The sequence below is a fragment of the Nocardiopsis sp. M1B1 genome, assembly GCF_052466615.1.
This window is the reverse complement of sequence record NZ_CP196194.1, coordinates 3,939,291-3,962,195: the sequence shown is the minus strand read 5'-3', so window position 1 is coordinate 3,962,195 and position 22,905 is coordinate 3,939,291. Positions and strand designations below refer to the sequence as shown.

At 72.4% G+C, this 22,905-nt stretch carries 21 protein-coding genes; 11 read left to right on the top strand and 10 right to left on the bottom strand.

The window, feature by feature from the left end:
• The first annotated feature begins 39 nt into the window (after positions 1-39).
• Positions 40-915 (top strand): transketolase, encoded by an 876-nt coding sequence (locus ACSTA4_RS17310; protein ID WP_019611505.1) that lies wholly within the window; start codon positions 40-42, stop codon positions 913-915.
• The gene (locus ACSTA4_RS17305) at positions 912-1,952 is read left to right on the top strand and encodes a transketolase family protein (protein ID WP_444960179.1); all 1,041 of its coding nucleotides are present in this window, start codon (positions 912-914) and stop codon (positions 1,950-1,952) included. The genes ACSTA4_RS17310 and ACSTA4_RS17305 overlap by 4 nt, the downstream gene beginning before the upstream one ends.
• Positions 1,953-2,534: 582 nt before the next feature.
• Here the strand turns inward: ACSTA4_RS17305 and ACSTA4_RS17300 are convergent.
• The 4 genes from ACSTA4_RS17300 to ACSTA4_RS17285 all read right to left on the bottom strand — a co-directional run bounded on the left by ACSTA4_RS17300 (position 2,535) and on the right by ACSTA4_RS17285 (position 7,935).
• Positions 2,535-3,821 (bottom strand): DUF222 domain-containing protein, encoded by a 1,287-nt coding sequence (locus tag ACSTA4_RS17300; RefSeq protein ID WP_444964201.1) that lies wholly within the window; start codon positions 3,819-3,821, stop codon positions 2,535-2,537.
• A 656-nt stretch (positions 3,822-4,477) separates the two neighbouring features.
• Entirely contained in the window at positions 4,478-6,082 is a 1,605-nt protein-coding gene (locus ACSTA4_RS17295; protein ID WP_444960178.1) for a tripartite tricarboxylate transporter permease, read from the bottom strand.
• 9 nt (positions 6,083-6,091) lie between these two features.
• The gene (locus ACSTA4_RS17290; protein ID WP_444960177.1) at positions 6,092-6,811 is read right to left on the bottom strand and encodes a tripartite tricarboxylate transporter TctB family protein; all 720 of its coding nucleotides are present in this window, start codon (positions 6,809-6,811) and stop codon (positions 6,092-6,094) included.
• A gap of 116 nt (positions 6,812-6,927) precedes the next feature.
• Positions 6,928-7,935 carry a Bug family tripartite tricarboxylate transporter substrate binding protein gene (locus tag ACSTA4_RS17285; RefSeq protein WP_444960176.1) on the bottom strand — a complete coding sequence of 336 codons (1,008 nt, stop codon included), beginning with the start codon at positions 7,933-7,935 and terminating at the stop codon, positions 6,928-6,930.
• A gap of 158 nt (positions 7,936-8,093) precedes the next feature.
• Here ACSTA4_RS17285 and ACSTA4_RS17280 point away from each other — a divergent pair, with 158 nt between their 5' ends.
• From ACSTA4_RS17280 to ACSTA4_RS17260, 5 genes are all read left to right on the top strand, one after another.
• Positions 8,094-8,987: a LysR family transcriptional regulator gene (locus tag ACSTA4_RS17280; RefSeq protein WP_444960175.1), complete on the top strand. Its 894-nt coding sequence runs from the start codon at positions 8,094-8,096 to the stop codon at positions 8,985-8,987.
• A 136-nt stretch (positions 8,988-9,123) separates the two neighbouring features.
• Complete coding sequence (gene kdgD / locus ACSTA4_RS17275; RefSeq protein WP_444964200.1) at positions 9,124-10,029, top strand: 5-dehydro-4-deoxyglucarate dehydratase; 906 nt, start codon at positions 9,124-9,126, stop codon at positions 10,027-10,029.
• Positions 10,030-11,685, top strand: coding sequence for an aldehyde dehydrogenase (NADP(+)) (locus ACSTA4_RS17270; RefSeq protein ID WP_444960174.1), 1,656 nt, complete (start codon positions 10,030-10,032; stop codon positions 11,683-11,685).
• Entirely contained in the window at positions 11,682-13,007 is a 1,326-nt protein-coding gene (locus ACSTA4_RS17265) for an enolase C-terminal domain-like protein (RefSeq protein ID WP_444960173.1), read from the top strand. Before ACSTA4_RS17270 ends, ACSTA4_RS17265 begins: the two co-directional genes overlap by 4 nt.
• A gap of 31 nt (positions 13,008-13,038) precedes the next feature.
• Positions 13,039-14,238, top strand: coding sequence for an L-talarate/galactarate dehydratase (locus ACSTA4_RS17260; protein ID WP_444960172.1), 1,200 nt, complete (start codon positions 13,039-13,041; stop codon positions 14,236-14,238).
• Positions 14,239-14,278: 40 nt separating this feature from the next.
• Here the strand turns inward: ACSTA4_RS17260 and ACSTA4_RS17255 are convergent, their stop codons facing one another.
• Complete coding sequence (locus ACSTA4_RS17255; RefSeq protein ID WP_444960171.1) at positions 14,279-14,776, bottom strand: hypothetical protein; 498 nt, start codon at positions 14,774-14,776, stop codon at positions 14,279-14,281.
• A 325-nt stretch (positions 14,777-15,101) separates the two neighbouring features.
• On the opposite strand from ACSTA4_RS17255, the gene ACSTA4_RS17250 reads away from it, so the two are divergent.
• Entirely contained in the window at positions 15,102-15,641 is a 540-nt protein-coding gene (locus tag ACSTA4_RS17250; protein ID WP_444960170.1) for a class IV adenylate cyclase, read from the top strand.
• A gap of 69 nt (positions 15,642-15,710) precedes the next feature.
• Here ACSTA4_RS17250 and ACSTA4_RS17245 read toward each other — a convergent pair whose 3' ends face one another.
• Genes ACSTA4_RS17245 through ACSTA4_RS17235 form a run of 3 tightly spaced genes read right to left on the bottom strand, consistent with a single transcriptional unit; the run spans position 15,711 to position 17,277 of the window.
• Positions 15,711-16,442, bottom strand: coding sequence for an ABC transporter permease (locus ACSTA4_RS17245; RefSeq protein ID WP_444960169.1), 732 nt, complete (start codon positions 16,440-16,442; stop codon positions 15,711-15,713).
• Positions 16,439-17,110 (bottom strand): ABC transporter ATP-binding protein, encoded by a 672-nt coding sequence (locus tag ACSTA4_RS17240; RefSeq protein ID WP_444960168.1) that lies wholly within the window; start codon positions 17,108-17,110, stop codon positions 16,439-16,441. The genes ACSTA4_RS17245 and ACSTA4_RS17240 overlap by 4 nt, the downstream gene beginning before the upstream one ends.
• Positions 17,107-17,277 carry a histidine kinase gene (locus ACSTA4_RS17235; RefSeq protein ID WP_444960167.1) on the bottom strand — a complete coding sequence of 57 codons (171 nt, stop codon included), beginning with the start codon at positions 17,275-17,277 and terminating at the stop codon, positions 17,107-17,109. Before ACSTA4_RS17235 ends, ACSTA4_RS17240 begins: the two co-directional genes overlap by 4 nt.
• A 289-nt stretch (positions 17,278-17,566) precedes the next feature.
• On the opposite strand from ACSTA4_RS17235, the gene ACSTA4_RS17230 reads away from it, so the two are divergent.
• From ACSTA4_RS17230 to ACSTA4_RS17220, 3 genes are read left to right on the top strand one after another with little or no spacing between them, the layout of a single operon-like run.
• Positions 17,567-18,712 carry a sensor histidine kinase gene (locus ACSTA4_RS17230; RefSeq protein ID WP_444960166.1) on the top strand — a complete coding sequence of 382 codons (1,146 nt, stop codon included), beginning with the start codon at positions 17,567-17,569 and terminating at the stop codon, positions 18,710-18,712.
• Entirely contained in the window at positions 18,700-19,377 is a 678-nt protein-coding gene (locus tag ACSTA4_RS17225) for a response regulator (RefSeq protein WP_444960165.1), read from the top strand. Before ACSTA4_RS17230 ends, ACSTA4_RS17225 begins: the two co-directional genes overlap by 13 nt.
• 47 nt (positions 19,378-19,424) lie before the next feature.
• Positions 19,425-19,796: a VOC family protein gene (locus ACSTA4_RS17220; RefSeq protein ID WP_444960164.1), complete on the top strand. Its 372-nt coding sequence runs from the start codon at positions 19,425-19,427 to the stop codon at positions 19,794-19,796.
• Positions 19,797-19,935: 139 nt separating this feature from the next.
• Here ACSTA4_RS17220 and ACSTA4_RS17215 read toward each other — a convergent pair whose 3' ends face one another.
• Together ACSTA4_RS17215 and paaK are read right to left on the bottom strand one after the other, a co-directional pair.
• Positions 19,936-21,267 carry a hypothetical protein gene (locus tag ACSTA4_RS17215; protein WP_444960163.1) on the bottom strand — a complete coding sequence of 444 codons (1,332 nt, stop codon included), beginning with the start codon at positions 21,265-21,267 and terminating at the stop codon, positions 19,936-19,938.
• Positions 21,268-21,427: 160 nt separating this feature from the next.
• A complete protein-coding gene (gene paaK, locus ACSTA4_RS17210) occupies positions 21,428-22,780 on the bottom strand; it encodes a phenylacetate--CoA ligase PaaK (protein ID WP_444960162.1) in 1,353 nt (450 codons plus the stop codon).
• Positions 22,781-22,905: the final 125 nt, after the last annotated feature.

The following is a 22,905-nucleotide window of genomic DNA, read 5'->3' as shown; positions in this document are numbered from 1 at the left end:
CCCCGCACCCACACCCTTCGCACACCGAGGAAGGTCACCATGAACCAGACCGCCACCAGACCCGGAGGCGGCGTCGACACCGCCAGGCTGGAGCGGCTGCGCGCCGCCGCCTACCGCATCCGGCTCAACGCCCTCACCCAGGCGCAGGTCCAGGGACAGGGTTACATCGGCCAGGCCCTCGGCTTCGCCGACGTGCTCGCCGCCCTGTACGCCGACCACCTGCGGCTGCGCCCCGAGGAGCCGGAGTGGGAGGGGCGCGACCGCTGCCTGCTCAGCATCGGCCACTACGCCATCGCCCTGTACGCCGCCCTGGCCGAGGCGGGGATCATCCCCGAGGAGGAGCTGACCACCTACGCCACCGACGACTCGCGCCTGCCGATGTCGGGCATGGCCACCTACACGCCGGGGATGGAGATCTCCGGCGGCTCCCTGGGCCACGGGCTGGGGATCGCGGTGGGCGTCGGCCTGGGACTGCGCCGCAAGGGCAACCCCGCCCGCGTGTACAACCTGCTCTCCGACGGCGAGCTCAGCGAGGGCTCCACGTGGGAGGCGGTGCAGGCCGCGGCCCACCACCGCCTGGACAACGTCACCGCCATCGTGGACATGAACCGCCAGGTGGCCGACGGCCCCGCCCAGGAGGTCATGGGCACCGAACCCGCCGACGAGAAGCTGCGCGTCAGCGGATGGCACACCCTGCGGGTGGACGGCAACGACGTGGCCGCCGTCGCCGCGGCCCTGGACGAGCTGCGCGAGCACCGCGGCTCGCCCACGGCGCTGGTGTGCGACACCAGGATCGGCGCGGGGGTGCCGATGCTGGAGAGCAGGGAGAAGCTGCACTTCATGCGGGTGGCCGAGGACGAGTGGCAGACCGCGCGCGAGCAGCTGCGCCAGGGATACGAGGGGTACACGGCATGAGCACCACCAGCGCCAACACGGTCGGCACCGGCAGCGGTAGCAGCGGTAGCGGTAGCGGCGGCGGCAGGAAGCTGACGTCGGACGCCATGATCGCCTCGATCGCGGAGGAGGGCGCCCGCACCGTCCAGGCGCCCCTGGGGCACGCCCTGGTGCGCGCCGCGCGTGAGGACGAGCGCGTCGTGGGGTTGTCGGCGGACCTGGCCAAGTACACCGACATGCACGTCTTCCGCGACGCCATGCCCGACCGCTTCCACCAGATGGGCATGGCCGAACAGGTGATGATGGGCGCCGCCGCCGGACTGGCGATGGAGGGGTTCGTGCCCTTCGCCTCCACCTACTCGGTCTTCGCCACCCGCCGCGCCTACGACTTCCTGTGCCTGGACATCGCCGAACCGCGTCTGAACGTCAACGTCGTCGCGGCGCTGCCCGGCCTCACCACCGGTTACGGGCCCAGCCACCAGGCCACCGAGGACATCGCCCTGCTGCGGGGCATCCCCGGCATGGTGATCGTGGACCCGTGCGACTCGGTGGACATCGAGCAGGCGGTCCCGCAGCTGATCGCGCACGAGGGGCCCACCTACACCCGCATCCTGCGCGGCGCGGTGCCCACGGTGCTGGACGAGTACGACTACGAGTTCCGGCTGGGCGAGGCCGCGCTCCTGCGCGGCGGCGACGACGTCCTGTTCGTCTCCTCGGGAATGATGACCGAGCGCGCGCTGCGCGCCGCCGCGCAACTGGAGGCCGACCGGATCGGTGTGGCCGTCCTGCACGTGCCCACCATCAAGCCGCTGGACGTGGAGACGGTCCTGGAACAGGTGGGCCGGGACCGCAGGGTGTTCGTGCTGGAGAACCACTCGGTCGTGGGCGGGCTGTTCGAGTCGGTGGCCTCCGCGCTGGTCCAGCGCGGGGTGGCCCGGCGGATGGAGCACATCGGGCTGCCGGACGAGTTCTTGGACGCGGGGGCGCTGCCCACCCTCTACGACCGCTACGGCGTGTCCGTGCCCAGGATCGTGGAGAGGGTGCGCGCCTCGCTGTGACGGGTCGGGGTGACGGGTCGGGTCGGTCTGGCCCGGGCGGAATGAGGTGCGAGGTGACGGGGTGGAGCGGGTCCCGGCCGGGAGAGGAGAACCGGGGCCCGTGAAGGTGCGGCGGGGAGTCCTCCGGGGTTCCCCGCCGCACCTGTTCGGAGAGGCGGGGTATGCGAGGCAGGCGGTGAACGCTTGCCGTTCGTGCGTGGCTGCTCGCTCCTGCGGCGCCAGCTGCCGCGAAGTGGTGCAGGCTGCGACCAACGCTTGCTGCTTGCACGTGGTGGGGCTTTGCTGCGTTGGCACCAAAGGCAGCGGGTGTCCGGGGGCTCCGTTCAACGCCCTGGTTGCGGATGGTGGCCGGGGCAGCGGCACCTGCTGCCGCGTAGTGGTGCGGGAGGGCGTCCAACGGTTGACGTTCGGGGGTGGTTGAACTCTGCTGCGTTGGCACCAAAGGCGAGCGGGCCCTCCGGCCTTGGGCAGCGCTACCGGCCCCCGTGGCGGAGGCGAGCGACGGTGGCAGCGACGACGGCTGGCTGCGGGGCCCGGACCGCCTGTGGGGCGCGGGCATACCGGGGGCCGGCCCGGCCGGGGTCACTCCCGGGGCGGTGGAACCGGGACCCTGTCGGGCGGATGATCCTGTCCTCGCCGTTGGTGTGTGCGGAGTTCGCGTTGGTACTTGGCCCGGTTATGCGGCCCGCACAGGGGTTGCAGGTTCGCCACCACCGTGTGCCCTCCCCGGGAGAAGGAGGTGACGTGGTCGGCCTGGCAGAACGCCACCGGTACCTCGCACCCTTGCGGGTGAGCGCAGGTGGTGTGCCCGTGGAAGGCAGCCGCCCGTTGCCGGGCTGAGGCCAACCGTCGGCTGTGGCTCACATCCAGGACCTGTCCGGTGGGTGGGGCGGTGAGCATCCGCACCACCTCCGCATCAGCGGCGAGTTCGTGCACCACCCCGGCCGGAATGACCCGGCCGTGCTCGTCCAGAGCAGGCTGCTCCTGACCCTGAGCGTCCAGGTAGGTCTGCACCGGTACGACGATGCGGATCTGCGCCAGCGGAGCGGGAGCGTTATCGCACCCGGTGTGGGTGGTGGCAAAACGCAACGCCGCGATCAGCGCGTCATGCTCACGCTGCGCACGACTGCGCGTGTCCTCGTCCGAGAGCGGAGCATCGAAGGTCTCGATCGCCGCGCGCACGACCAACGCATCCCCGGACCCGCCCCAGGCCTGCAACTGGTAGCTGCCCTGGAACGTCTCATGCACGACCAGGCCACGGGCGGCGTGAGCCGCCTCGTGGTCGCGGTCCAAGCGGTGAGGGTCCAAACGATGCGCGACCTGGCGGGCCACTGACTGAAGCTGGTTGACCGACAACCCAGGCCGCTCTGCCTTCGCAGCCACCAGAGCCGACTCAAAGCCGCCCCGATACTCCTGTTCCTCAGGGAAATGCTGGGCGTCGCGGGTCTGGACGGCCTTGTCGGTGACCTTGGCGATCACCACCGCTTCACCCAAGGCCAGAGCGCCGTCCTCCACCGCTTCCACCGTGGCGGGCAGGGTCTCCTCGTGCACGTGCTGGGCCAGCCGCGCCAGATCCTTGGCCTGGGAGGTGGGCAGTTGGCCGTGGTGCACCAACCACTTATCCAACGTGGAGTAGCCGCTGTAGCGGGCTACCGCACCCCGCGCATACAGGCGCGCCATCTGCGACAGAGCCCGGTAGCGGATCTGGTCCAGTTGCGCCCACAGCGCCGCGATCTCCTCAGCGGCGGCCTCATCCGCTCCGGGCGGGACTTCGGCGTTCAGCGCTTGGTCGATGATCTCGCGCGCACCGGCCAGCGCGGCCACGGCCAGGGAACATTCCCCGGGGGCCGCCTTGGGCGCTGCGATCATCATCTCCATACTCCTTATTATAGGCGAGCGCCCGTCTTTTCTCTACTATTCGCAGCGCGAATGTACGCCTTTCTGGAGGATGCTTTTGCTTCAGGGTTGCAATTGGGTCGGGTAAAAATGTTCCCGAAAAGGCGCACCCAAAATGACGCCTTGGCCTTGGATGCCTTCGCCTGCCTCAACCCCAGGGGCCAGGGGTGTTACCCGAGGCCGGAGGGCCCGCTTGCCGTTGGTGCCGACGCAGCAGAGTTCGACCACCCCTACGCCCCGGGCGTTGGTCGCCCTCCGGTAGTCGCTCCTGCCTTTGGTGCCGCTTTTCGTCGGCCACCCATGCCCCCACCCAACGCACGCCGCTCCCCGCCGCCTGTACCACTTCGCGGCAGCTGGCGCGCTTTCGTTGCCGCCAGAAACCCCCAGCAGGAATGGCGTAGGGAGGGGCCCCGTGAACGGCCCCTCCCTGCCCCTCAACCCATTCTCCTTATTGAGCGCCGAGAGTTTCAGGGCATGCCGAAACATCCACGGGTGGGATCCCCCCTATTTCCAGCAAACCATCACCACACCACCCACGACCACCCCCAGCCCCCACCTGTGGAAAACACGCAAACGGCCCCGGGCGATCGCCCGGGGCCGGAACACTGCCTGGAGGAAACGGAAATCGGTCAGGCGTCCGACCTTCCTACAGGTTCCTCGCTCCTACCCTCACCAACGCCACTACCGCCGCCGTCACCACTGCCACTGCCAAGGCCACTGGCACCACCACTGCCACTGCCACCGACCCGGCCCCGGTACCACCGCCACAGAGCACGCGCCAGCGGCAGCACGATCACCACCGCCAGCAGCAGCAACAGCGTTCCCGAGATCGGCCGGGTCAGGAACCCCGTGGGGTCCCCGTCGAAGAGCAGCAGCGACCGGCGCAGCGAACTCTCCAGCAGCGAACCCAGGACGAAGGCCAGCACCAGCGGCCCCGGGTCGAAGCCGAACTTCTTCATCAGGTAACCCAGCAGTCCGAAGACCACCACCAGCACGATGTCGAACACGTTGTTGCGCACCGTGTACACGCCCACCAGGGTGATCAACACCGTGATGGGCGCCAGGATCGTCGGGCGCACCCGCAGGATCCGCACGAACAGCCCCACCAGCGGAATGCTCATGATCAGCAGCAGGATGTTGCCGATGTACATCGAGTTGATGACGCCCCAGAACAGCTCCGGCTCCTGGGACACCAGCTCCGGCCCCGGCGGCACGCCCTGGATGAGCAGCGCGCCGAAGATGATCGCCATCGTCGCGTTCGCCGGGATGCCCAGGGTCAGCAGCGGGATGAACGAGGAGGTGGCGGCGGCGTTGTTGGCCGTCTCGGGCGCGGCCACGCCCTCCACCGCGCCCCTGCCGAAGCGCTCGGGGTTGCGCGAGCGCCGCTTCTCCATCGCGTAGGCCGCCAGGGAGGACAGGGTGGCGCCTCCACCGGGCAGGATGCCCAGCGCGAAGCCGATGATCGAGCCCCGCCCGATCGCGCCCGACGACTGGCGCAGGTCCTTGCGCGAGGGCCAGGTGTTGGTGACCTTGAGGGGCTTCTTCGGTGCCCGGTGGCGCTCCTCCAGGCTGTGCAGGATCTCCCCGATGCCGAACAGGCCCATCGCGATCGGCACGAAGTCGATCCCGTCGGACAGCGCCATGGAGTCGAAGGTGAAGCGTTCGGCGCCGGTGAAGGTGTCCAGCCCGACCGTGGCCAGCAGCAGGCCCACGCAGGCGGCGATGATCGCCTTGATCCGGCTGCCGTTGCCGACGGTGGACACCAGCAGGATGCCCAGCAGCGCCAGCGCGGTGTACTCGGGCGGCCCGAAGTCCAGGGCGAAGCTCGCCACCAGGGGCGCGACCAGGGACAGGGCCACGATCGACACGGTCCCGCCCACGAACGAGCCCACGGCCGCGATGCCCAGCGCCGTTCCGGCCCGGCCCTGGCGGGCCAGCATGTGGCCGTCGAAGACCGTCACCACCGAGGACGCCTCGCCGGGCAGGCGCAGCAGGACCGAGGTGATCGTCCCCCCGTACTGGGCGCCGTAGAAGATGCCCGCGAGCATGATGATCGCGGTCACCGGTTCGAGGCCGAAGGTCAGGGGGAGCAGGATCGCGATCGTGGCCGCGGGTCCGAGCCCGGGCAGGACCCCGACCAGCATGCCGACCACGACGCCGATCAGGCAGTAGAGCAGGTTGGCCGGTTCGAGGACGACACCGAACCCGTTGATCATGGGTGTCAGGGAATCCATCGTTGTGTCCTAGAAGAGGTGGGGGATCGGCACGGCCAGCAGGCCGACGAAGACGACGTAGAAGGCGACCACGATCAGGACCGAGGCGATGGCGGACAGCCGCCACGACTCGCCCCCGAGGAAGCGCAGCCACACGAAGGCCAGGAGCGCTGAGGGGATCTCGAAGCCGATCACGCCGACCACGGCGACGAAGCCGACCATGGTGGCGACCCCGGCCAGGACCTTCCAGGAGGAGGCGGAGAAGACCTCGGTGTCGGCGGTGCGGTGGGCCAGTCCCAGCAGGGCCACGCCCAGCGCGGCGACCGCCACGCTGACGAGCAGGGGCCAGGTGCCCGAGCCGGGGTCGGCGGGGGTGCCCGGGCCGAGTGCCCAGGATCCGGCGATTCCGGCCGCGCCCAGGGCGATGACGGTCAGGGCCACCGCGGTGTTGGCCCGGGGGCCCAGGGGCCTCGGCGGTTCCTCGTCGTCCTCCGGGTCGGGCGCGGTCTCCTGCGACCCGGCCCCCTCCGGAACGTTCTGCTCCGGAACGACTCCCTCAGGCGTCGCTCCCTCAGGAACGTTCCGCTCAGGACCGGACCGTCCCGCGACGGCTTCCTCCGGACCGGCCCGCTCCGCGCCGGATTCCGGGCCCGCGGGCGCCGCGTCCCGCTCCGCGGCGTCACGCTCTCCGGCGGCCTGCTCCACGGTGTCCCGCGCCGCTCCGATCTCCCGAGCCCCGCTCTCCCGCACGCCGTCCTCTCGCGCAGCGCTCTCCCGCCCGGCGGTCTCCCGCGCGGTGGGTTCTCTGGCGATGGGCTCCCCTGCGGCGGACGCGGACCCCTGCGCGCGCCGTGTGCGGGGCGCGCTCACTGGCCCTCGCCCATGTCGATGCCGTACTCCTCCACCATGGAGGCGTACTCCTGCGCGAACGAGGACCACTCCTCGGTCAGCTCGGCGGGCTCCAGTTCGTGCGGGGTGAGCAGGTTGTTCTCGTTGAACTCCAGGTAGGCGTCGCTGGCGAAGACCTCGGTGAACGCGGTGCGCAGCCGCTCCACGACCTCCTCAGGCGTGCCCTGGGGGGCGACCACGGCCCGGTACTGCGAGACCCGCACGTCGTACCCGGCCTCGACCGCGCTGGGGACGTCGGGCAGGTACTGGTTGCGCTCCTCGGCGAAGGTGGCCAGGGGGGTGATCTCACCGGCCTCGATCTGCGCGATCGCCTCGCCGAGCTGGACCGAGGCCACGTCCACCTGCTCGCCCAGGACGGCGGTCAGGGTGGGGGAGCCGCCGTCGAAGGGGACGGGGGTGCCCGAGATCCCGGCCTGCTCGAACAGCAGCGCCTGGGACAGCTGGCTGCCGGTGCCCACCCCGGTGGTGCCGTAGTCGACCTCGTCGCCGGAGTCCACGAGGTCCTGGAGGGTGTCGTAGTCGGAGGAGGCCGCGGTGACGAGCACGTAGTCGTCGCGCGAGACACCGGTGACGACCTCGTAGTCGGCGATGTCGACCGCCTCCTCCTCCGAGACCGCCAGGGGGGTGATCGCGGTCAGGGAGGCGTTGATGACGAGCAGGTTCTGGCCGTCGGGCTCCTGGGAGGCGAGTTCGTTGGCGGCCAGGGCGCCGTTGGCGCCGGGGGTGTTGACCACCGGGAGCGCGACGCCGAGCCCCTCCTGCGCTCCGTCGGCCAGTGCGCGGGCGATGAGGTCGGTGCTGCCGCCCGGGTCCTGGCCGACCATCACGGTGATCGGCCCCCGGGGGAACTCGCCCTCGTCGGAGCCCCCGCCGGACAGGTTCCCGCCGCAGGCCGCCAACGACACGGTGAGCCCCGCTGCGAGGACCGAGGCCGCGCCCCGGCGGGCGCGGCTCCTGTGCGGCATATGGGTCATGGTTCCTCGCCTTTCTTGTGGCCGCCGTCCGCACACGTCGGAGGGTTCTGTGTGAACGCGGTCACGTACTTCGGTGAGTGGCAGCATAGGAACACGCGATCATGCATGTCCAAGTCGAATACGGCATAAGCTGATACCTTCCGTGCATCATGTTCTCTTTCGACCAGTTGCGCGGTTTCGTCGCCGTCGCCGAGGAACTCCACTTCGGGCGGGCCGCGGAGCGGCTTTCCATGACCCAGCCCCCGCTCAGCCGCCAGATCCAGAAGCTCGAACGCGCCGTCGGCGTGCGCCTGCTGGAGCGCGACCGGCGCCACGTGGTCCTGACCGCGGCCGGGCAGGCCTTCCTGATCGAGGCCCGGCGCCTGCTGTCCCTGGCCGAGAGCGCGCCGGACCTGGCGCGGCGCATCTCCCAGGGGTCGCGGGGCACGCTGCGGATCGGCTTCACCGCAGCCTCCTCCTACGGCCTGCTCGGGGACATGATCAACTCCGTGGAGAGGCAGCTGCCGGAGATCACCGTCGAGCTGTTCGAGATGGTCACCAAGGAACAGGCCGCGGCCCTGCTGTCGGGCGAGATCGACATGGGCCTGGCCCGGCCGCCCCTGGACACCGACCTGTTCGGGACGCGGGTCCAGCTCCGGGAGCGGCTGCTGGTCGCGGTGCCCGAGGCCCACCCGCTGGCGCGCCGAGCGGGCCCGCTGTCCGCCGAGGACCTGGTGGACGTGCCGCTGATCATGCACTCGCCGATCAAGGCCCGCTACTTCTACGACCTCGTGGTCGGGCTGCTGCCCATCGCCCACCAGAACGTGGTGCACACGGTCAGCCAGGTCATGACCATGGTCTGGCTCGTCTCCGCCGGGCGCGGGATCGCCTTCGTTCCCGCCTCGGCGACCGGTCTGGGCGTGGCGGGGGTGGCCTACCGAGAACTGGAGGGGCTACCCGAGAACCCCGTCGAACTCCACCTCATCTGGACCCACGATTCGCCCAACCCCGTCGTGCCGCGGGTGCTCCAGGCCTGGCCCGCCGCCGACGGCGGAGGCTCCTGATACCCGGTGGGTATCAGTTGATGCCCAACGAATCTTGGACAGCATCGAACGACGCTCCGTACGGTAGCGGCAACACCGTGCGGGCCCACCACCCCCGGGGCCCGAGCCGCAGAACCGAGGACGACACGTGAACGCGATGCACCCAGACGACCTGGCCGGACGGCTCAGGTCCGGGCTCCTGTCCTTCCCCGTGACCCACTTCGACGGCGACCTCGCCTTCGACGAGGGGCGCTACCGGGAACACCTGGCCTGGCAGGCCGGCCACGACGTGGCCGGGCTGTTCGCCGCCGGGGGCACCGGCGAGGGCTTCTCCCTCACCCCGGCCGAGATCGACCGCGTGGTGCGCACGGCGGTCGACGAGGTCGGGGGGCGGGTCCCGGTACTCGCCCCGGCCACCGGCGGCACCGCGGCCGCCGCCCTGCAGGCCCGCGCCGCCCAGGAGGCGGGCGCGGACGGCATCCTGCTCATGCCGCCCTACCTCACCGAGGCCGGGCAGCCCGGCCTGGTCGAGCACGTCAGCGCGGTCTGCCGGGCCACCGACCTGGGTGTGGTCGTCTACAGCCGCGCCAACGCCGTGCTCGACGACCGCTCCGTGGCCGAACTGGCCGAGCGCAATCCCAACCTCATCGGCTTCAAGGACGGCGTCGGCGACATCGAGGCGATGACCCGCATCTACGCCCGGGTCGGAGACCGGCTGGTCTACATCGGCGGCCTGCCCACCGCCGAGACCTTCGCCCTGCCCCTGCTGGAGCTGGGGGTGAGCACCTACTCCTCCGCGATGTACAACTTCGCGCCCGAGTTCGCCCTGGGCTTCTACGCCGACGTGCAGGCCCGCGACAGGGAGTCGGTGTACCGCAAGCTCAACGACTTCGTCATCCCCTACCTGGACATCCGCGACCGCATGCGCGGCTACGCGGTCTCCATCGTCAAGGCCGGACTCGACGCCGTGGGGCGCCACGGCGGACCCGTCCGGCCGCCCCTGACCGCACTCGACCAGACCGAGCGCGACGAGCTGGCCGCGCTGGTCGGAAAGGTTGCCTGAATGGCCGAGCACACTCCGGACCCCGAGCACACGGACACGGACACGGGCGCGGCCACGGACGTCCTCGGGCCGCTGGTGGCCTGCGCTCCCGTCGAGGGCGGGGCCGGGACCCTGCGCGCGACCGACCCCGCCACGGGGGAGGAGTTCGGCGAGCCCGTGGGCCTGGTGGACTCCGCCCAGATCCAGGAGGCCACCCGCGCCGCGGAGCAGGCCCTGGACGCCTTCCGCGCCCAGTCGCCCGCCGAACGCGCCGCCTTCCTGCGCCGCGTCGCCGACAACATCGACGCCCTGGGCGACGCGCTCGTGGACCGGGCGGCGCGCGAGAGCGGCCTGCCGCGCCAGCGCCTGACGGGGGAGCGGGCCCGCACCACCGGCCAGCTGCGCATGTTCGCCGACGTGGTGGCCCAGGGTGACGCCCTGGGCGCCCGCATCGACCCGGCGCTGCCCGACCGCACCCCCCAGCCCCGCCCCGACCTGCGCCTGGCGCACATCCCCGTCGGCCCCGTCGTGGTCTTCGGCGCGAGCAACTTCCCCCTGGCCTTCTCCACCGCCGGAGGCGACACGGCGGCGGCCCTGGCCGCCGGGTGCCCGGTGATCGTCAAGGGCCACAACGCCCACCCCGGCACCGCCGCACTCGTGGGGCGCGCCGTGGCCGACGCGGTGCGCCGGAGCGGCCTGCCCGGCGGCGTGTTCTCCCTGCTGTTCGGGGAGGGCAACGGCATCGGACAGGAGCTGGTCGCCGACCCGCGCGTGAAGGCCGTGGCCTTCACCGGATCGCGGGGCGGCGGGCTGGCCCTGATGCGCGTGGCGGCCGAGCGCCCCGAGCCGATCCCGGTCTTCGCCGAGATGTCCTCGGTCAACCCCGTGTTCGTGCTGCCCGGCGCGCTCGTCGGGCAGGGAGCCCAGGACCTGGCCGCGGCCTACGTCGCCTCCCTCACCCTGGGATCGGGGCAGTTCTGCACCAACCCCGGGCTGGTGTTCGTCCCCTCCACCCCGGACGGGGACCGGTTCGTGGAGGCCGCCGCGCGCCTGGTCGCCGACGCCACCGGCCAGACGATGCTCACCGCGCCCATCGCCGCGGCCTTCCGCGACGGGGTGGCGGCGCTGGAGGGGCGTTCGGAGGTCACGCCGCTGGCCAGGGGCGGTGAGGGGCAGGGCCCCAACGCGCCGGCCCCCGCCCTGGCTGAGGTGTCCCTGGCCGACCTCACGGCCGACCCGCGCCTGAGCGAGGAGGTCTTCGGCGCCGCGGGCACGGTGGTGCGCTACCCCGACGCCGCCGCGCTGCCCGCCGCACTGGAGGGGATGGAGGGCCAGCTCACCGCCACCCTGCACGCCGACACCGGCGACGCCGACGACCTGACGGCGGCGCGCGCCCTGCTGCCGGTGCTGGAGCGCCGCGCGGGCCGCGTCCTGTTCGGGGGTTGGCCCACGGGGGTGGAGGTGACCCACGCGATGGTGCACGGCGGTCCCTTCCCCGCCACCTCCGACGCCCGGGGCACCTCGGTGGGCAGCCTGGCCCTGCACCGGTTCCTGCGGCCGGTCAGCTACCAGGACGTGCCCGACGCCCTGCTGCCGCCCGCGCTGCGCCGGGACAACCCCTGGCGGCTGAACCGACGAGTCGAGGGCACCGTCGTGCCCGGAGGAGACCACGCATGAGCACGCCCACCATCGCCTCCGTCGACGTGGTGCCGGTGGCCGGACGCGACAGCATGCTGCTCAACCTCAGCGGCGCCCACGGCCCCTTCTTCACTCGCAACATCGCCATCCTCACCGACAGCGAGGGACGCACCGGCCTGGGCGAGGTCCCCGGCGGCGAGCCCATCCGCGCCACCATCGCCGACGCCGCCGAACTGCTCGTCGGACGCCCCGTCGCCGAGCTCAACCCCCTGCTGCGCCGCGTCCAGGACGCCTTCGCCGACCGCGACCGGGGCGGGCGGGGCGAGCAGACCTTCGACCTGCGCACCACCGTGCACGCGGTCACCGCCCTGGAGTCGGCCCTGCTCGACCTGCTGGGCCAGCACCTGGGAGTGCCGGTCTGCGACCTGCTCGGCGAGGGACGGCGACGCGAGCGGGTGCCCATGCTGGGCTACCTGTTCTACGTCGGCGACCGCCACCGCACACCGCTGCCCTACCCCGAGGCCAAGGACCCCGCCGACGACTGGGAGCGCCTGCGCACCGAGCCCGCGCTCACCCCCGAGGCCGTCGTCGCCCTGGCCGAGGCGGCCCGGAGCCGCTACGGCTTCCGCGACTTCAAACTCAAGGGCGGGGTGCTGGCGGGCGAGGAGGAGGCCGCCGCGGTCCGCGCCCTGGCCGCGCGCTTCCCCGACGCCCGCGTCACCATCGACCCCAACGGCGCCTGGTCGCTGGCCGAGGCGACCGCGCTCTGCTCCGACCTGAACGGCGTCCTGGCCTACGCCGAGGACCCCTGCGGAGCCGAGGGCGGCTACTCCGCGCGCGAGGTCATGGCGGAGTTCCGGCGGGCCACCGGCCTGCGCACCGCCACCAACATGATCGCCACCGACTGGCGCCAGATGGCGCACAGCGTGCGCGTCAACGCGGTGGACATCCCGCTGGCCGACCCGCACTTCTGGACCATGCGCGGCTCGGTGCGCGTGGCCCAGCTGTGCGAGGACTTCGGCCTGACCTGGGGCTCGCACTCCAACAACCACTTCGACATCTCCCTGGCGATGTTCACCCACGTGGGAGCAGCCGCCCCCGGCGACATCACCGCCCTGGACACCCACTGGATCTGGCAGGACGGTCAGGCCCTGACCCGCAGGCCCTTCCGGATCGAGGACGGCGCCGTCACCGTGCCCACCGCCCCCGGCCTGGGCGTGGAGCTGGACCGCGACGCCCTGGCCGCCGCGCACGAGCTGTACCTGGAGCACGGCCTGGGTGCCCGCGACGACGCCGCCGCCATGCGACACCTCGTCCCCGACTGGGCCTTCGACCCCAAGCGTCCCGCGATGGTGCGCTGACCCCCCGTCCCACCTCTTCTCCGGAGACCCCATGAACACACCCGCCGAGCCGCGGGGCGACGCCCGCACCGGCGCCGCGGGGGGCACCGCCACCGACGCCATCGCCTCGGTGACGCTGTCCCGCGTGGACCTGCCCCTGTCCACCCCCATCAGCGACGCCAAGGTGCTCACCGGGCGCCAGAAGCCGCTCACCTCGGTGTCGATGCTCTTCGCCGAGATCACCACCGAACAGGGGCTCGAAGGCGTCGGCTTCACCTACTCCAAACGCGCCGGAGGCCCGGGCCAGTACGCCCACGCCCGCGAGGTGGCCCCCGAGCTGATCGGAGAGGACCCCAGCGACATCCAGCGCCTGTGGACCCGCCTGGTGTGGGCCGGGGCCTCCGTGGGGCGCAGCGGACTGGCCACCCAGGCCATCGCCGCGATGGACATCGCCCTGTGGGACCTCAAGGCCAAACGGGCCGGGCTGCCGCTGGCCAAGCTCCTGGGCGCGCACCGCGACGCGGTCGACTGCTACAACACCTCCGGCGGGTTCCTGTCCGCGCCTCTGGAGGAGGTGCTGGACAACACCCGGGCCGCCCGCGCCGCGGGCATCGGCGGCATCAAGATCAAGGTCGGTCACCCCGACCACCGGGTGGACCTGGCCCGTGTGGAGGCCGTGCGCGAGGAACTGGGCGACTTCCCGCTCATGGTCGACGCCAACCAGCAGTGGAACCGGGGCTCGGCCGCGCGCATGGGCCGCCTCCTGGACCGGTTCGACCTGGTCTGGATCGAGGAGCCGCTGGACGCCTACGACGTCCGGGGCCACGCGGACCTGGCGCGCGAGCTGGCCACGCCCATCGCCACCGGCGAGATGCTCACCAGCCCCGCCGAGCACGAGGCGCTGATCCAGGCCGGTGCCGTGGGCTTCATGCAGCCGGACGCGCCGCGGGTCGGGGGCATCACCCCGTTCCTGGACGTCATGGCCCAGGGGCGCAGGGCCGGGGTGCGGATGGCGCCGCACTTCGCCATGGAGATCCACCTGCACCTGGCCGCGGCCTACGAACTCGACCCCTGGGTGGAGCACTTCGACTGGCTCCAGCCCCTGTTCGAGGAGCGGCTGGAGACCGCGGGCGGGCGCATGCTCGTTCCGGCCCGGCCGGGTCTGGGCTGCACGATCAGCGAGCAGGCCCGCGCCTGGACCGCCGAGAAGACCCGGGTGGACGCCGACGGCCGCACGGACCTGGAGGGCTGACCCGCCGCGCCGCCGGGCCAACGGACCCGGCGGCGCGGGTTCAGGACAGTGCGCGAAACCCCCGCGCGTCCGCTCCGCCCAGCAGCGCCACGCTCAGCCACATCCCGGGCAGCTCCTCGGCGGGCACGTCGGTGTCGGTCACGATCCGCTCCACCGGGACGTCCAGCGGCGCGGTCGCCGGGTGCAGCGGTGTCACCAGTTCGGCCCTGTTGCCCATGGTGAGCAGTACCTGCACCGCGGTCCGCCCCCGGTGCCCCTCGGGCAGGGAGTAGGGCACGGTCACCCTCCAGCGCATGTTCGTGGGCAGGCTGTCCGGAGCGCGAAACCCCCAGTACCACGCCTCCTGGTCGGACATCTCCACCACCAGCGACGACACGGGGACCTCGGTCTCCTCGTCCGCCGGAGCGATCGTCCAGTCCCGGCCCATCACGGCGTCCTGGGGCCTTCGCGCCTCGCGCTGCCACCACCTGTGGCGGCGCAGGGCGAGGTAGTCCTCGATCATTCCTCCCGACCCGGCCCTGCCGACTGTCTCGTCCACCCGGTGCACTCCTTCAGGGGGCGTGGCGCGCCGCGCCGCGCGTCGCACGGCGTGGTCCCCCGGTCCGCGGACGGCGCCACCGGCCCGTACATGGGGTGGAGCACACCGTTCAGGGGGACTGTCTTTACCCTCTGCCCGGTGCGGGGTCGCGCATGCCGGACGCGGCCAGGGTTTTCGCGCACCCCGGCGACCTGGGCCTTCGCGGCGGCCCCCGGCCTCCCGGTCGATCGCGGAGGAGGGACGGGGAAGCGGTCGCGCGGGGGCGGTCCCCACCCTCGGTAAGCTCCTGGACGACTCCCGTACCACTCTGCCCAGGAGCACACGCATGCGTGAGATCGAGGCCAAGTACCGCGTCGCCGACCCCGCCGCGCTCCTGGCCGCCCTCGAAGCCGCCGGTGTCGCCCTCTCCGCGCCCGCCGAGCAGGACGACCAGGCCTACGCCCCGCCCGGGTGGGAGTTCGGCATGCCCAAGGCGGGGCGCGCCTTCGCCCGGCTGCGCACCCAGGACGGCGAACACGTCCTCACCGCCAAGACCCCGGCCGCCAACCCCCTGGAGTACGTGGAGCACGAGACCGCGGTCGCCGACCGGGAGCAGATGCACCGGGTCCTCCTCCAGTTCGGCTACGTCCCGGCCCTGCGCATCGTCAAGACCCGCCGGGTCGGCCGGGCGGGCGAGATCACCGTGTGCGTGGACGAGCTGCGCGGAGTGGGCGTGTTCCTGGAGGTCGAGCTGACCGTGGACGACGACCGCGACGGCCCGGCGGTCCAGGACCGGCTCGACGCGTGGGTGCGCTCGCTGGGCGCGGACCTGGAGCGCACCACCGACGGCTACGACGTCCTCGCGCACGCCGCCGCGACGCGCTGACCGGGACGGGCCCCGGCCGGGTGAGGACGCCCGGCCGGGGCCCGCGACCGCCTCCGGGGGCGGGTCGGGTCAGTGCAGGTAGCGGCGCCGGGTGACGACCAGCAGGTTGGCCGCCAGCGGCAGCAGCAGGGACAGCGCCGTCACCGTCCAGCCGACCGCGAGCGCCTGCCCGAGGTCGGGGTAGGCCGCGTCGGGCACCACCACGCCCACGCTGAGCCGGTAGGCGAAGCAGGTCGGGACCACGTACGAGAAGTCGGCGGCCATGAACACCAGCGTGGCCACGGTCAGGCCGATCCCGAACACGTTCACGATGACGACGTTGCGGGTCACCAGCGTCAACAGGGCGCACAGCAGTGCCACCGAGGCGGTGCACACGCCGACCAGCAGCCAGTAGGCGGCGCTCATCCGCCCGATCCCCGCGCCGGGGTTCTCCAACAGCAGGAACACCACCAGCCCCACGTGGTTCACCGCCGCCATCACCGCCACCAGCGCGCACGCGACGGCCAGCTTCGCGGCCCACAGCGCGGGCCTGGACCGGCCGCAGGTGAGCCACTCGAAGTAGGTGCCGTTGCGGAACTCGGTGTGGAAGCAGGCCGCGACGGTCGCGCACACCACCAGGGGCAGGACCATCGTGTACTGGTTGTGGAAGGTGAAGTAGAACCGCTCCAGGGTGGGCTCCCCGCCGTTCACCGCGTAGTTGACGACCACCATCGCCAGCGGGACGACGTTGAGCACGAGGATGGCCCAGACGAAGCGCTCCCGGCGGATCTTGCGGAGTTCGTTGGCCAGCAGCGTCCTCATGCGCCCTCCCCCAGGACCGTCGCGTACAGGTCCTCCAGGTCGCCCTCGACCTCGTCGGCGTCCATGCGCCGCACGATCCGGCCCGCTCTCATGAACAGCAGGTGGTCGGCCAGGGAGGCGATCTCGGTCAGGTTGTGGCTGGAGACGATCATGCTGGTGCCCCGTTCGCGCTGGACGGCGCGGACCAGCTCCCTGATGTCGCGGATGCCGATGGGGTCGAGGCCGTTGGTGGGCTCGTCCAGCAGCACCAGCCCGGGCTCGCCCAAGAGCGCCCGGGCGATGCCGAGCCGCTGCCTCATGCCCAGGGAGGTGCGCGAGAAGCGCAGGTCCGCCCGCTCGCCCAGGCCGACCTCCGCCAGCAGGCCGGGGACCTCGTCCAGGGGGGTGCGCAGGTAGCGGGCGTGCAGTTCCAGGTTCTCCCGCAGGGTCAAAGAGCCGTAGAACGCGGGGTACTCGATCAGGCGGCCCACGCGCAGGCCCGGCGCGCGCTCGATGGTCCCGGTGTGGTCGTTGGCGCCCAGGACCGACTTGAGCAGGGTGGTCTTGCCCGAGCCGTTGGGGCCGAGCAGCCCGTAGACCCGCCCGGGTTCGACCCGCAGGTCCACCCCGTGCAGGACCCGGTGGCGGCCGTGGGCCACGCGGACGCCGCGGACGTCGATCAGGCTCACGGGACCACGATCCACAGGCCGAACAGGACGGCGTAGACGAGGAGGAGGACCCCGGGGAGGGTGTACGCCCCCTTCCTCGTCTCGCCGGGTGAGAGGAAACGGGCCGCCGCGATGGTGACCGCGCCCGCGAACGCGATCATCGACGCGACCAAGAGCACCGCTGACATGCGACTCCTTGTCGTCGGGGACGTGCCCGGGAGGTGTTCCCGAGCAGCGACGACCACGCTAGGCAGGGGCTTGCGGCGGGGGCAGTGTCCCCGGTGCCGGGCCCGGTGGCGCGGGGGCCGGGCAGAGTGGCCAGGGACCGGGGGAGCGTGGACCCGGGGACGCGGCGGGGTGGCCGAAGGTCTGGACGGGGTGGCCGAAGGTACCGTCGCGCACCGGCCCCGGTACCCCTTCCGCGCTGGGGGCGCCGTCCCGGGAGGCCCCGGTGAACAGCGGTTATACGGTGGGGCCGTGCGGATTCTCGGCAGCCTCCTCCCCTGGTCGACCGTGGTGTTCGTCGTCCTCGCGGCCGTCGACTCCCACCTCGGCAACATGATCACCGTCCCCTGGCCCCTGCTGGCGGCAGACGCCGCGCTGGGGGCCGTGCTCGTCGCGGGAAGCCGCTGGTGGACGTCCCGCGGCTGGGCCCGGTGGCTGGTCGCCGCGGCACCGGCGGTCTCCACCGCCTCCGTCGGCCCGGCCGCGCTCGTGGCCGCCCGCGGGGCGTCGGGCAGGCGGTGGCGGACGGCCGCGCCCCTGTGCGGGGTCCTGGCCGCCGCCCTGGCCGCGGGCCTGCACAACCCCTGGACCCCCGTGGAGCCGATCCGGCCCCTGTGGGTCGAACTGCTGCTCGTGGCCGCCGCCGTCGCCGCCCTGGCCGCGGCCTCGGCCTACCGGGGCGCCCGCGCCGACCTGGTCCGCGTGCTGCGGGAACGGGCCCTGGACGCCGAACGGGAGCAGCGCTTCCGCGTGGAGAACGCCAGGATGGAGGAGCGCGACCGCATCGCCCGGGAGATGCACGACGTCCTCGCGCACCGGCTCACACTCATCTCGCTGAACGCCTCCGCGCTCACCCACCGCCCCGACCTGGCCGCCGATGACCGCGACGCCCTGGCCGAGGAGATCCTCACCAACACCCGCCAGTCGCTCGCGGAGGTCCGCGGCATCCTGTCCGATCTGCGTTCGGGCCAGGACGAGGACCGGCCCCAGCCCACCTTCGACGGGCTCGGGCGGCTCCTGGAGGAGAATCGCAGGGCCGGGATGCGCCTGGAGGTGCACGACGAGGTGAGCGGACGCCTCCCGGCCCCCGCCAACACCGGCCGCCACGCCTACCGCATCGTCCAGGAGGCCCTGACCAACGCCCGCAAGCACGGCGCGCCCGGGCCGGTGCGCGTGCGCGTCGTCGCGGACGGGGCCGACGCGGTCCTCATCGAGGTCCGCAACCCCGTGCGCCGGCGCCCGGCCGCCGCGGGCCCGGGGGAGGGGGAGCCGGACGCGGGGTCCGGCGTCGGACTCGTGGGGCTGGCCGAACGCGCCGCCATCTGCGGCGGCTCCCTGCTGTGGGGCCGGACGGGGGACCACTTCGAACTGAGGGTGCGCCTACCATGGTCGCCGTGAGCGAACCCGTGCGAGTGGTGGTCGTCGACGACGATCCGATGGTCCGGCGCGGCCTGCGCCTGCTCCTGGGAGGCGGCGCGGTCGAGGTGGTCGCGGAGGCCGGTGACGGCGACGAGGCGGTGCGGGTCGTCGCCGAGCACACCCCCGACGTGGTCCTCATGGACCTGCGCATGCCCGGGACCGACGGGGTGGCCGCGACCGAGCGCATCCGCAGCGTTCCCGGCGCGCCGCCCGTGCTCGTGCTCACCACGCTGGACTCCGACCGGGCGCTGGTGCGCGCCCTGCGCGCGGGCGCGAGCGGCTTCCTGCTCAAGGACGCGCCCCCGGACGAACTCGTCGAGGGCGTCCTCGCGGTCCACCGGCGGCGTCCGCACCTGGCCGACTCGGCCACCCGCCGCCTCATCGGCCTGGCCGTCGGCGGCGGGGACGACGAGGTGCGCGACCGGGCCCGCGAACGCGTGGCCGCGCTCTCCGACCGCGAGCGCGAGGTGGCCCTGGCCGTGAGCCGGGGCCTGTCCAACACCGAGATCGCCGAGGGCCTGTTCATGAGCGTCAGCAACGTCAAGGCGGTGGTCGGCCGGGTGATGGCCAAGCTGGACGCGCCGAACCGGGTGCTCGTCGCCAACGCGGTGCGCGACGCGCGCCTGGAGGACGGCCGCGCGTGACAGCCGCGTCCTGGCGGGTTGTCGGCGCAGGCCCGTAGAGTGCGGGCATGGGAAGCCGTATCCGCGCGATCGCCATCGACGCGCTCGACGCCGAGGCCGTGGCCGCGTTCTGGAGCCGTGTGCTGGACTGGCCGATCGTGGAGGAGGCCGAGGACGGGTTCAGCCTCGCTCCGCACGAGGGGGCGGACCTGGGGGTCGACGTGTTCTCCGTGCCCGAGCGCAAGAGCGTCAAGAACCGCCTGCACCTGGACCTGTGCGTCACGGACGGACTGACGGTGGCCCAGGAACTGGAGAGGCTGTTGGGACTGGGCGCGGTGAAGGTGGACGTGGGCCAGCCCGAGGACGCCCGGTGGACGGTGCTGGCCGACCCCGAGGGCAACGAGTTCTGTCTGCTGCACGGGAGCGCCGACGCCTCCTGAGGCGCCGCCCCCGGCGTACCGGCGGACCTGGTACGCCGCCCGTGTCGCGTTCGCGGCGGCCTCCGCCGCTGCCCCGTCCGAGCCACCAAGTACGGTTGCGGCCGCCCGGGAACCCGGTGAGGCACGCGGGCGGAACGGTTCACAGGAAGGCCGGGGCCTCCTCGCGGGTCCACAGCCAGTCGGTCGGCGACAGCTGTTTCTTGAGGCGGGCGCGCTGGCGGGTGTGGTCGGCCAGGGCCGCCGCGACCGCGTCCCCGAGCCGGTCCAGGTCGTCGGGCACCTCGACCCGCGTGAGGAGGTTGTGCTCGGGACGGATGAGCACCAGGTCGCCCTCCGGTCCGCAGCCCATGAGCTTGAGGTGCCTGAGCGGACGGTAGGCCTTGTCGGTGGTGGGCAGCACGGTCAGGAGCGTGCCGTTGGCGGACCACACGTACAGGCCGGACTGGTTGACGTGGAAGATCCGCCCGCGGGCGGGGTCGGCGGCGACGGCGTGGTGGTCGCCGGGTTCGGGGGAGCGCTTGTCGGTGCCCGGTCCGTCGAGCCGCCCGACCAGCGCCCCGGTGTCGTCGACGAGGGCGTAGGCGTACTTGCTGTTCTTGGTCGGCCGCCAGTCGTCGAAGACCGGGACGACGAAGAGGTCGTCGGCCACCACGGCGTAGGCGTTCAGGTGCGCACGGAACGTTCTCGCCTGGAGCTGCCTGCCCAGTTCCGGCCACCGTGCGCGTGCCGCCGCCACGATGCCGGGTGAGGGGCGGTTACCGCCTCCGGCCGGGGCGCCGCGGTAGTCGGTGTGGGGGACGGGCAGGCTCGTGTCGCCGCCTTCGGAGGGGAGCCGGCGGGTCTCCTCGGGTGTGTGCAGGCAGGCGAAGACCTCGACCGTAGGCCGGTGGCCGGGTGTCAGGGGCCCGTCCGCCAGGCCGATGAGGTTGGGGTGAGCGCCCGACCACCTGTGTACCCCCGCTTCCGACACCACGCACAGCAGACGTCCCGAGGGGGTGGTGCGGATCGCGGCGGCGAAGGAACACTCCGAGTCTTCGTCGGTGCCTGCCCGCTTTTCGCCAATGCCTGTGCGCCGGTCCTTCCAGGCCCTGAGGAGCGTGGTCAGCTCTGCGTCCAACAGGGACGTGCTGTTGCAGTCGGAGGACAGGGCGATGGTGCCGTCCGGCAGGACGCACAGGTCGTTCCCGTGCACGTTGGTCCCCGACGAGGTCCTCCTGCGGTGGTCCTCGGTCTCCTGGCTGGTGACCAGGCAGGCCGCGAGGGTGCCGTCGGGACGGTAACGGGAGAGCGTCCACACCCTGATACCCCGCGTCTTGCACGCGGAGTACTGCCGCAGAGCGGAGAGGACGTAGCAGTCCCCGGACGGGGAGAGGTCCGCGGCGACGTGGGAGAGGCGGGAGTAGGCGCCGTCCTCGTGCGCTCCGGGCAGCACGAGCGGGCGGGGGAAGGTCAACGGGTGCGTCACGGGCATGGGCGACACTCTGCCAGCGCGGTGCGACATCCCGCCTTGCGGAGTCCTCCGCCCGTTCCCGCCCGCCGGACGACCCGACCCGGCGCCTCCCCGCACACGACACGGCCACCGCGGAGTCCTCCCATCCGCCCCGCGGCGGCCGTGCGTCACCCGCGTCCCGTCACTCCCTGGGACGCTGGTCGATGATGCGGCGGAACTTGCCCACCGAGCGCTCGATCTGCTCGGGGTCGACCACGTCCACGGTCACGCTCACGCCGACCTTGTCCTTGACCGTCGCCACGATCTGCTCGCTCAGGACCACGCGCCGCTCGGCGGTGCAGTCCGGGGCCGCCTCGATGCGCACCGCCATGCGGTCCAGGCGCCCCTCCTTGGTCAGCACCAGCTGGAAGTGCGGGGCCAGCCCGTCCAGGCCCAGCACGATCTCCTCGATCTGGGTCGGGAAGACGTTCACGCCGCGCAGGATGATCATGTCGTCACTGCGGCCGGTCACCTTGTCCATGCGCCGCATGGGCCGGGCCGTGCCCGGGCGCAGCGTGGTCAGGTCGCGGGTGCGGTAGCGGATCACCGGCATGGCCTGCTTGGTCAGCGAGGTGAAGACCAGTTCGCCGTTGGACCCGTCGGGCAGCACGTCCTGGGTGACGGGGTCGAGCACCTCGGGGTAGAAGTGGTCCTCCCACACGTGCAGGCCGTCCTTGGTCTCCACGCACTCGTTGGCCACGCCCGGGCCCATCACCTCGGACAGGCCGTAGATGTCCACGGCGTGGATGTCGAAGCGCTCCTCGATCTCGGTGCGCATCTTCTCGGTCCAGGGCTCGGCGCCGAAGATCCCGACCTTGAGCGAGGTCGTACGCGGGTCGATTCCCTGATGCTCGAACTCGTCCATCAGTGTCAGCATGTAGCTGGGGGTGACCATGATGATGTCGGGCTCGAAGTCCTGGATGAGCTGCACCTGCTTGGCCGTCTGCCCGCCCGAGGCGGGGATGACCGTGCAGCCGAGCCTCTCGGCGCCGTAGTGGGCGCCCAGCCCGCCGGTGAAGAGCCCGTAGCCGTAGGAGACGTGCACCTTGTGCCCGGGGCGTCCGCCCGCGGCGCGGATGGAGCGGGCCACCACCTCGGCCCAGGTGTCGATGTCCTCGCGGGTGTAGCCCACGACGGTGGGGCGGCCGGTGGTCCCGCTGGAGGCGTGGATGCGGCTGACCCGCTCCTGGGGGACGGCGAACATCCCGAAGGGGTAGTTCTCGCGCAGGTCGGCCTTGGTGGTGTGCGGGAAGTGGCGCAGGTCCGCCAGTTCGCGCAGGTCCTCGGGGCGCACCCCGGCCTCGTCGAACTTGCGGCGGTACAGGGGCACGTTGGCGTAGGCGTGCTCCAGGGTCCACCGGAGGCGCTTGAGCTGCAGGGCGCGCAGCTCGTCGACACTCATGCGCTCGGCCGGGTCCAGGATCTCGGGCTCGGGCGCCCGTCCCAGGCGGGCGGTGGCTCCGGCCGACAGCGTGGTGGTGTCGTGGATTGCCATGGGCCTCTCCGTGTACTGTGCGCGGGACCCGCCGGGGCGCGGGCGCCTGGGTGGGGTGGGCGGGCGGGTGCGCTGATCTCGTGGCGGTGCGGTCCGTCGCGGATCGGACCGACTTGCTTACTGAC

Excerpts from the sequence above, each read along its gene's own strand:
- paaK (WP_444960162.1), bottom strand. The coding sequence starts at position 22,780 with ATGGCAATCCACGACACCACCACGCTGTCGGCCGGAGCCACCGCCCGC.
- ACSTA4_RS17265 (WP_444960173.1), top strand. The coding sequence starts at position 11,682 with ATGAGCACGCCCACCATCGCCTCCGTCGACGTGGTGCCGGTGGCCGGA.
- ACSTA4_RS17285 (WP_444960176.1), bottom strand. The coding sequence starts at position 7,935 with ATGCCGCACAGGAGCCGCGCCCGCCGGGGCGCGGCCTCGGTCCTCGCA.
- ACSTA4_RS17310 (WP_019611505.1), top strand. The coding sequence starts at position 40 with ATGAACCAGACCGCCACCAGACCCGGAGGCGGCGTCGACACCGCCAGG.
- ACSTA4_RS17280 (WP_444960175.1), top strand. The coding sequence starts at position 8,094 with ATGTTCTCTTTCGACCAGTTGCGCGGTTTCGTCGCCGTCGCCGAGGAA.
- ACSTA4_RS17215 (WP_444960163.1), bottom strand. The coding sequence starts at position 21,267 with ATGCCCGTGACGCACCCGTTGACCTTCCCCCGCCCGCTCGTGCTGCCC.
- ACSTA4_RS17295 (WP_444960178.1), bottom strand. The coding sequence starts at position 6,082 with ATGGATTCCCTGACACCCATGATCAACGGGTTCGGTGTCGTCCTCGAA.
- ACSTA4_RS17250 (WP_444960170.1), top strand. The coding sequence starts at position 15,102 with ATGCGTGAGATCGAGGCCAAGTACCGCGTCGCCGACCCCGCCGCGCTC.
- kdgD (WP_444964200.1), top strand. The coding sequence starts at position 9,124 with ATGCACCCAGACGACCTGGCCGGACGGCTCAGGTCCGGGCTCCTGTCC.
- ACSTA4_RS17220 (WP_444960164.1), top strand. The coding sequence starts at position 19,425 with ATGGGAAGCCGTATCCGCGCGATCGCCATCGACGCGCTCGACGCCGAG.
- ACSTA4_RS17305 (WP_444960179.1), top strand. The coding sequence starts at position 912 with ATGAGCACCACCAGCGCCAACACGGTCGGCACCGGCAGCGGTAGCAGC.
- ACSTA4_RS17245 (WP_444960169.1), bottom strand. The coding sequence starts at position 16,442 with ATGAGGACGCTGCTGGCCAACGAACTCCGCAAGATCCGCCGGGAGCGC.
- ACSTA4_RS17300 (WP_444964201.1), bottom strand. The coding sequence starts at position 3,821 with ATGATCGCAGCGCCCAAGGCGGCCCCCGGGGAATGTTCCCTGGCCGTG.
- ACSTA4_RS17225 (WP_444960165.1), top strand. The coding sequence starts at position 18,700 with ATGGTCGCCGTGAGCGAACCCGTGCGAGTGGTGGTCGTCGACGACGAT.
- ACSTA4_RS17260 (WP_444960172.1), top strand. The coding sequence starts at position 13,039 with ATGAACACACCCGCCGAGCCGCGGGGCGACGCCCGCACCGGCGCCGCG.
- ACSTA4_RS17270 (WP_444960174.1), top strand. The coding sequence starts at position 10,030 with ATGGCCGAGCACACTCCGGACCCCGAGCACACGGACACGGACACGGGC.
- ACSTA4_RS17235 (WP_444960167.1), bottom strand. The coding sequence starts at position 17,277 with ATGTCAGCGGTGCTCTTGGTCGCGTCGATGATCGCGTTCGCGGGCGCG.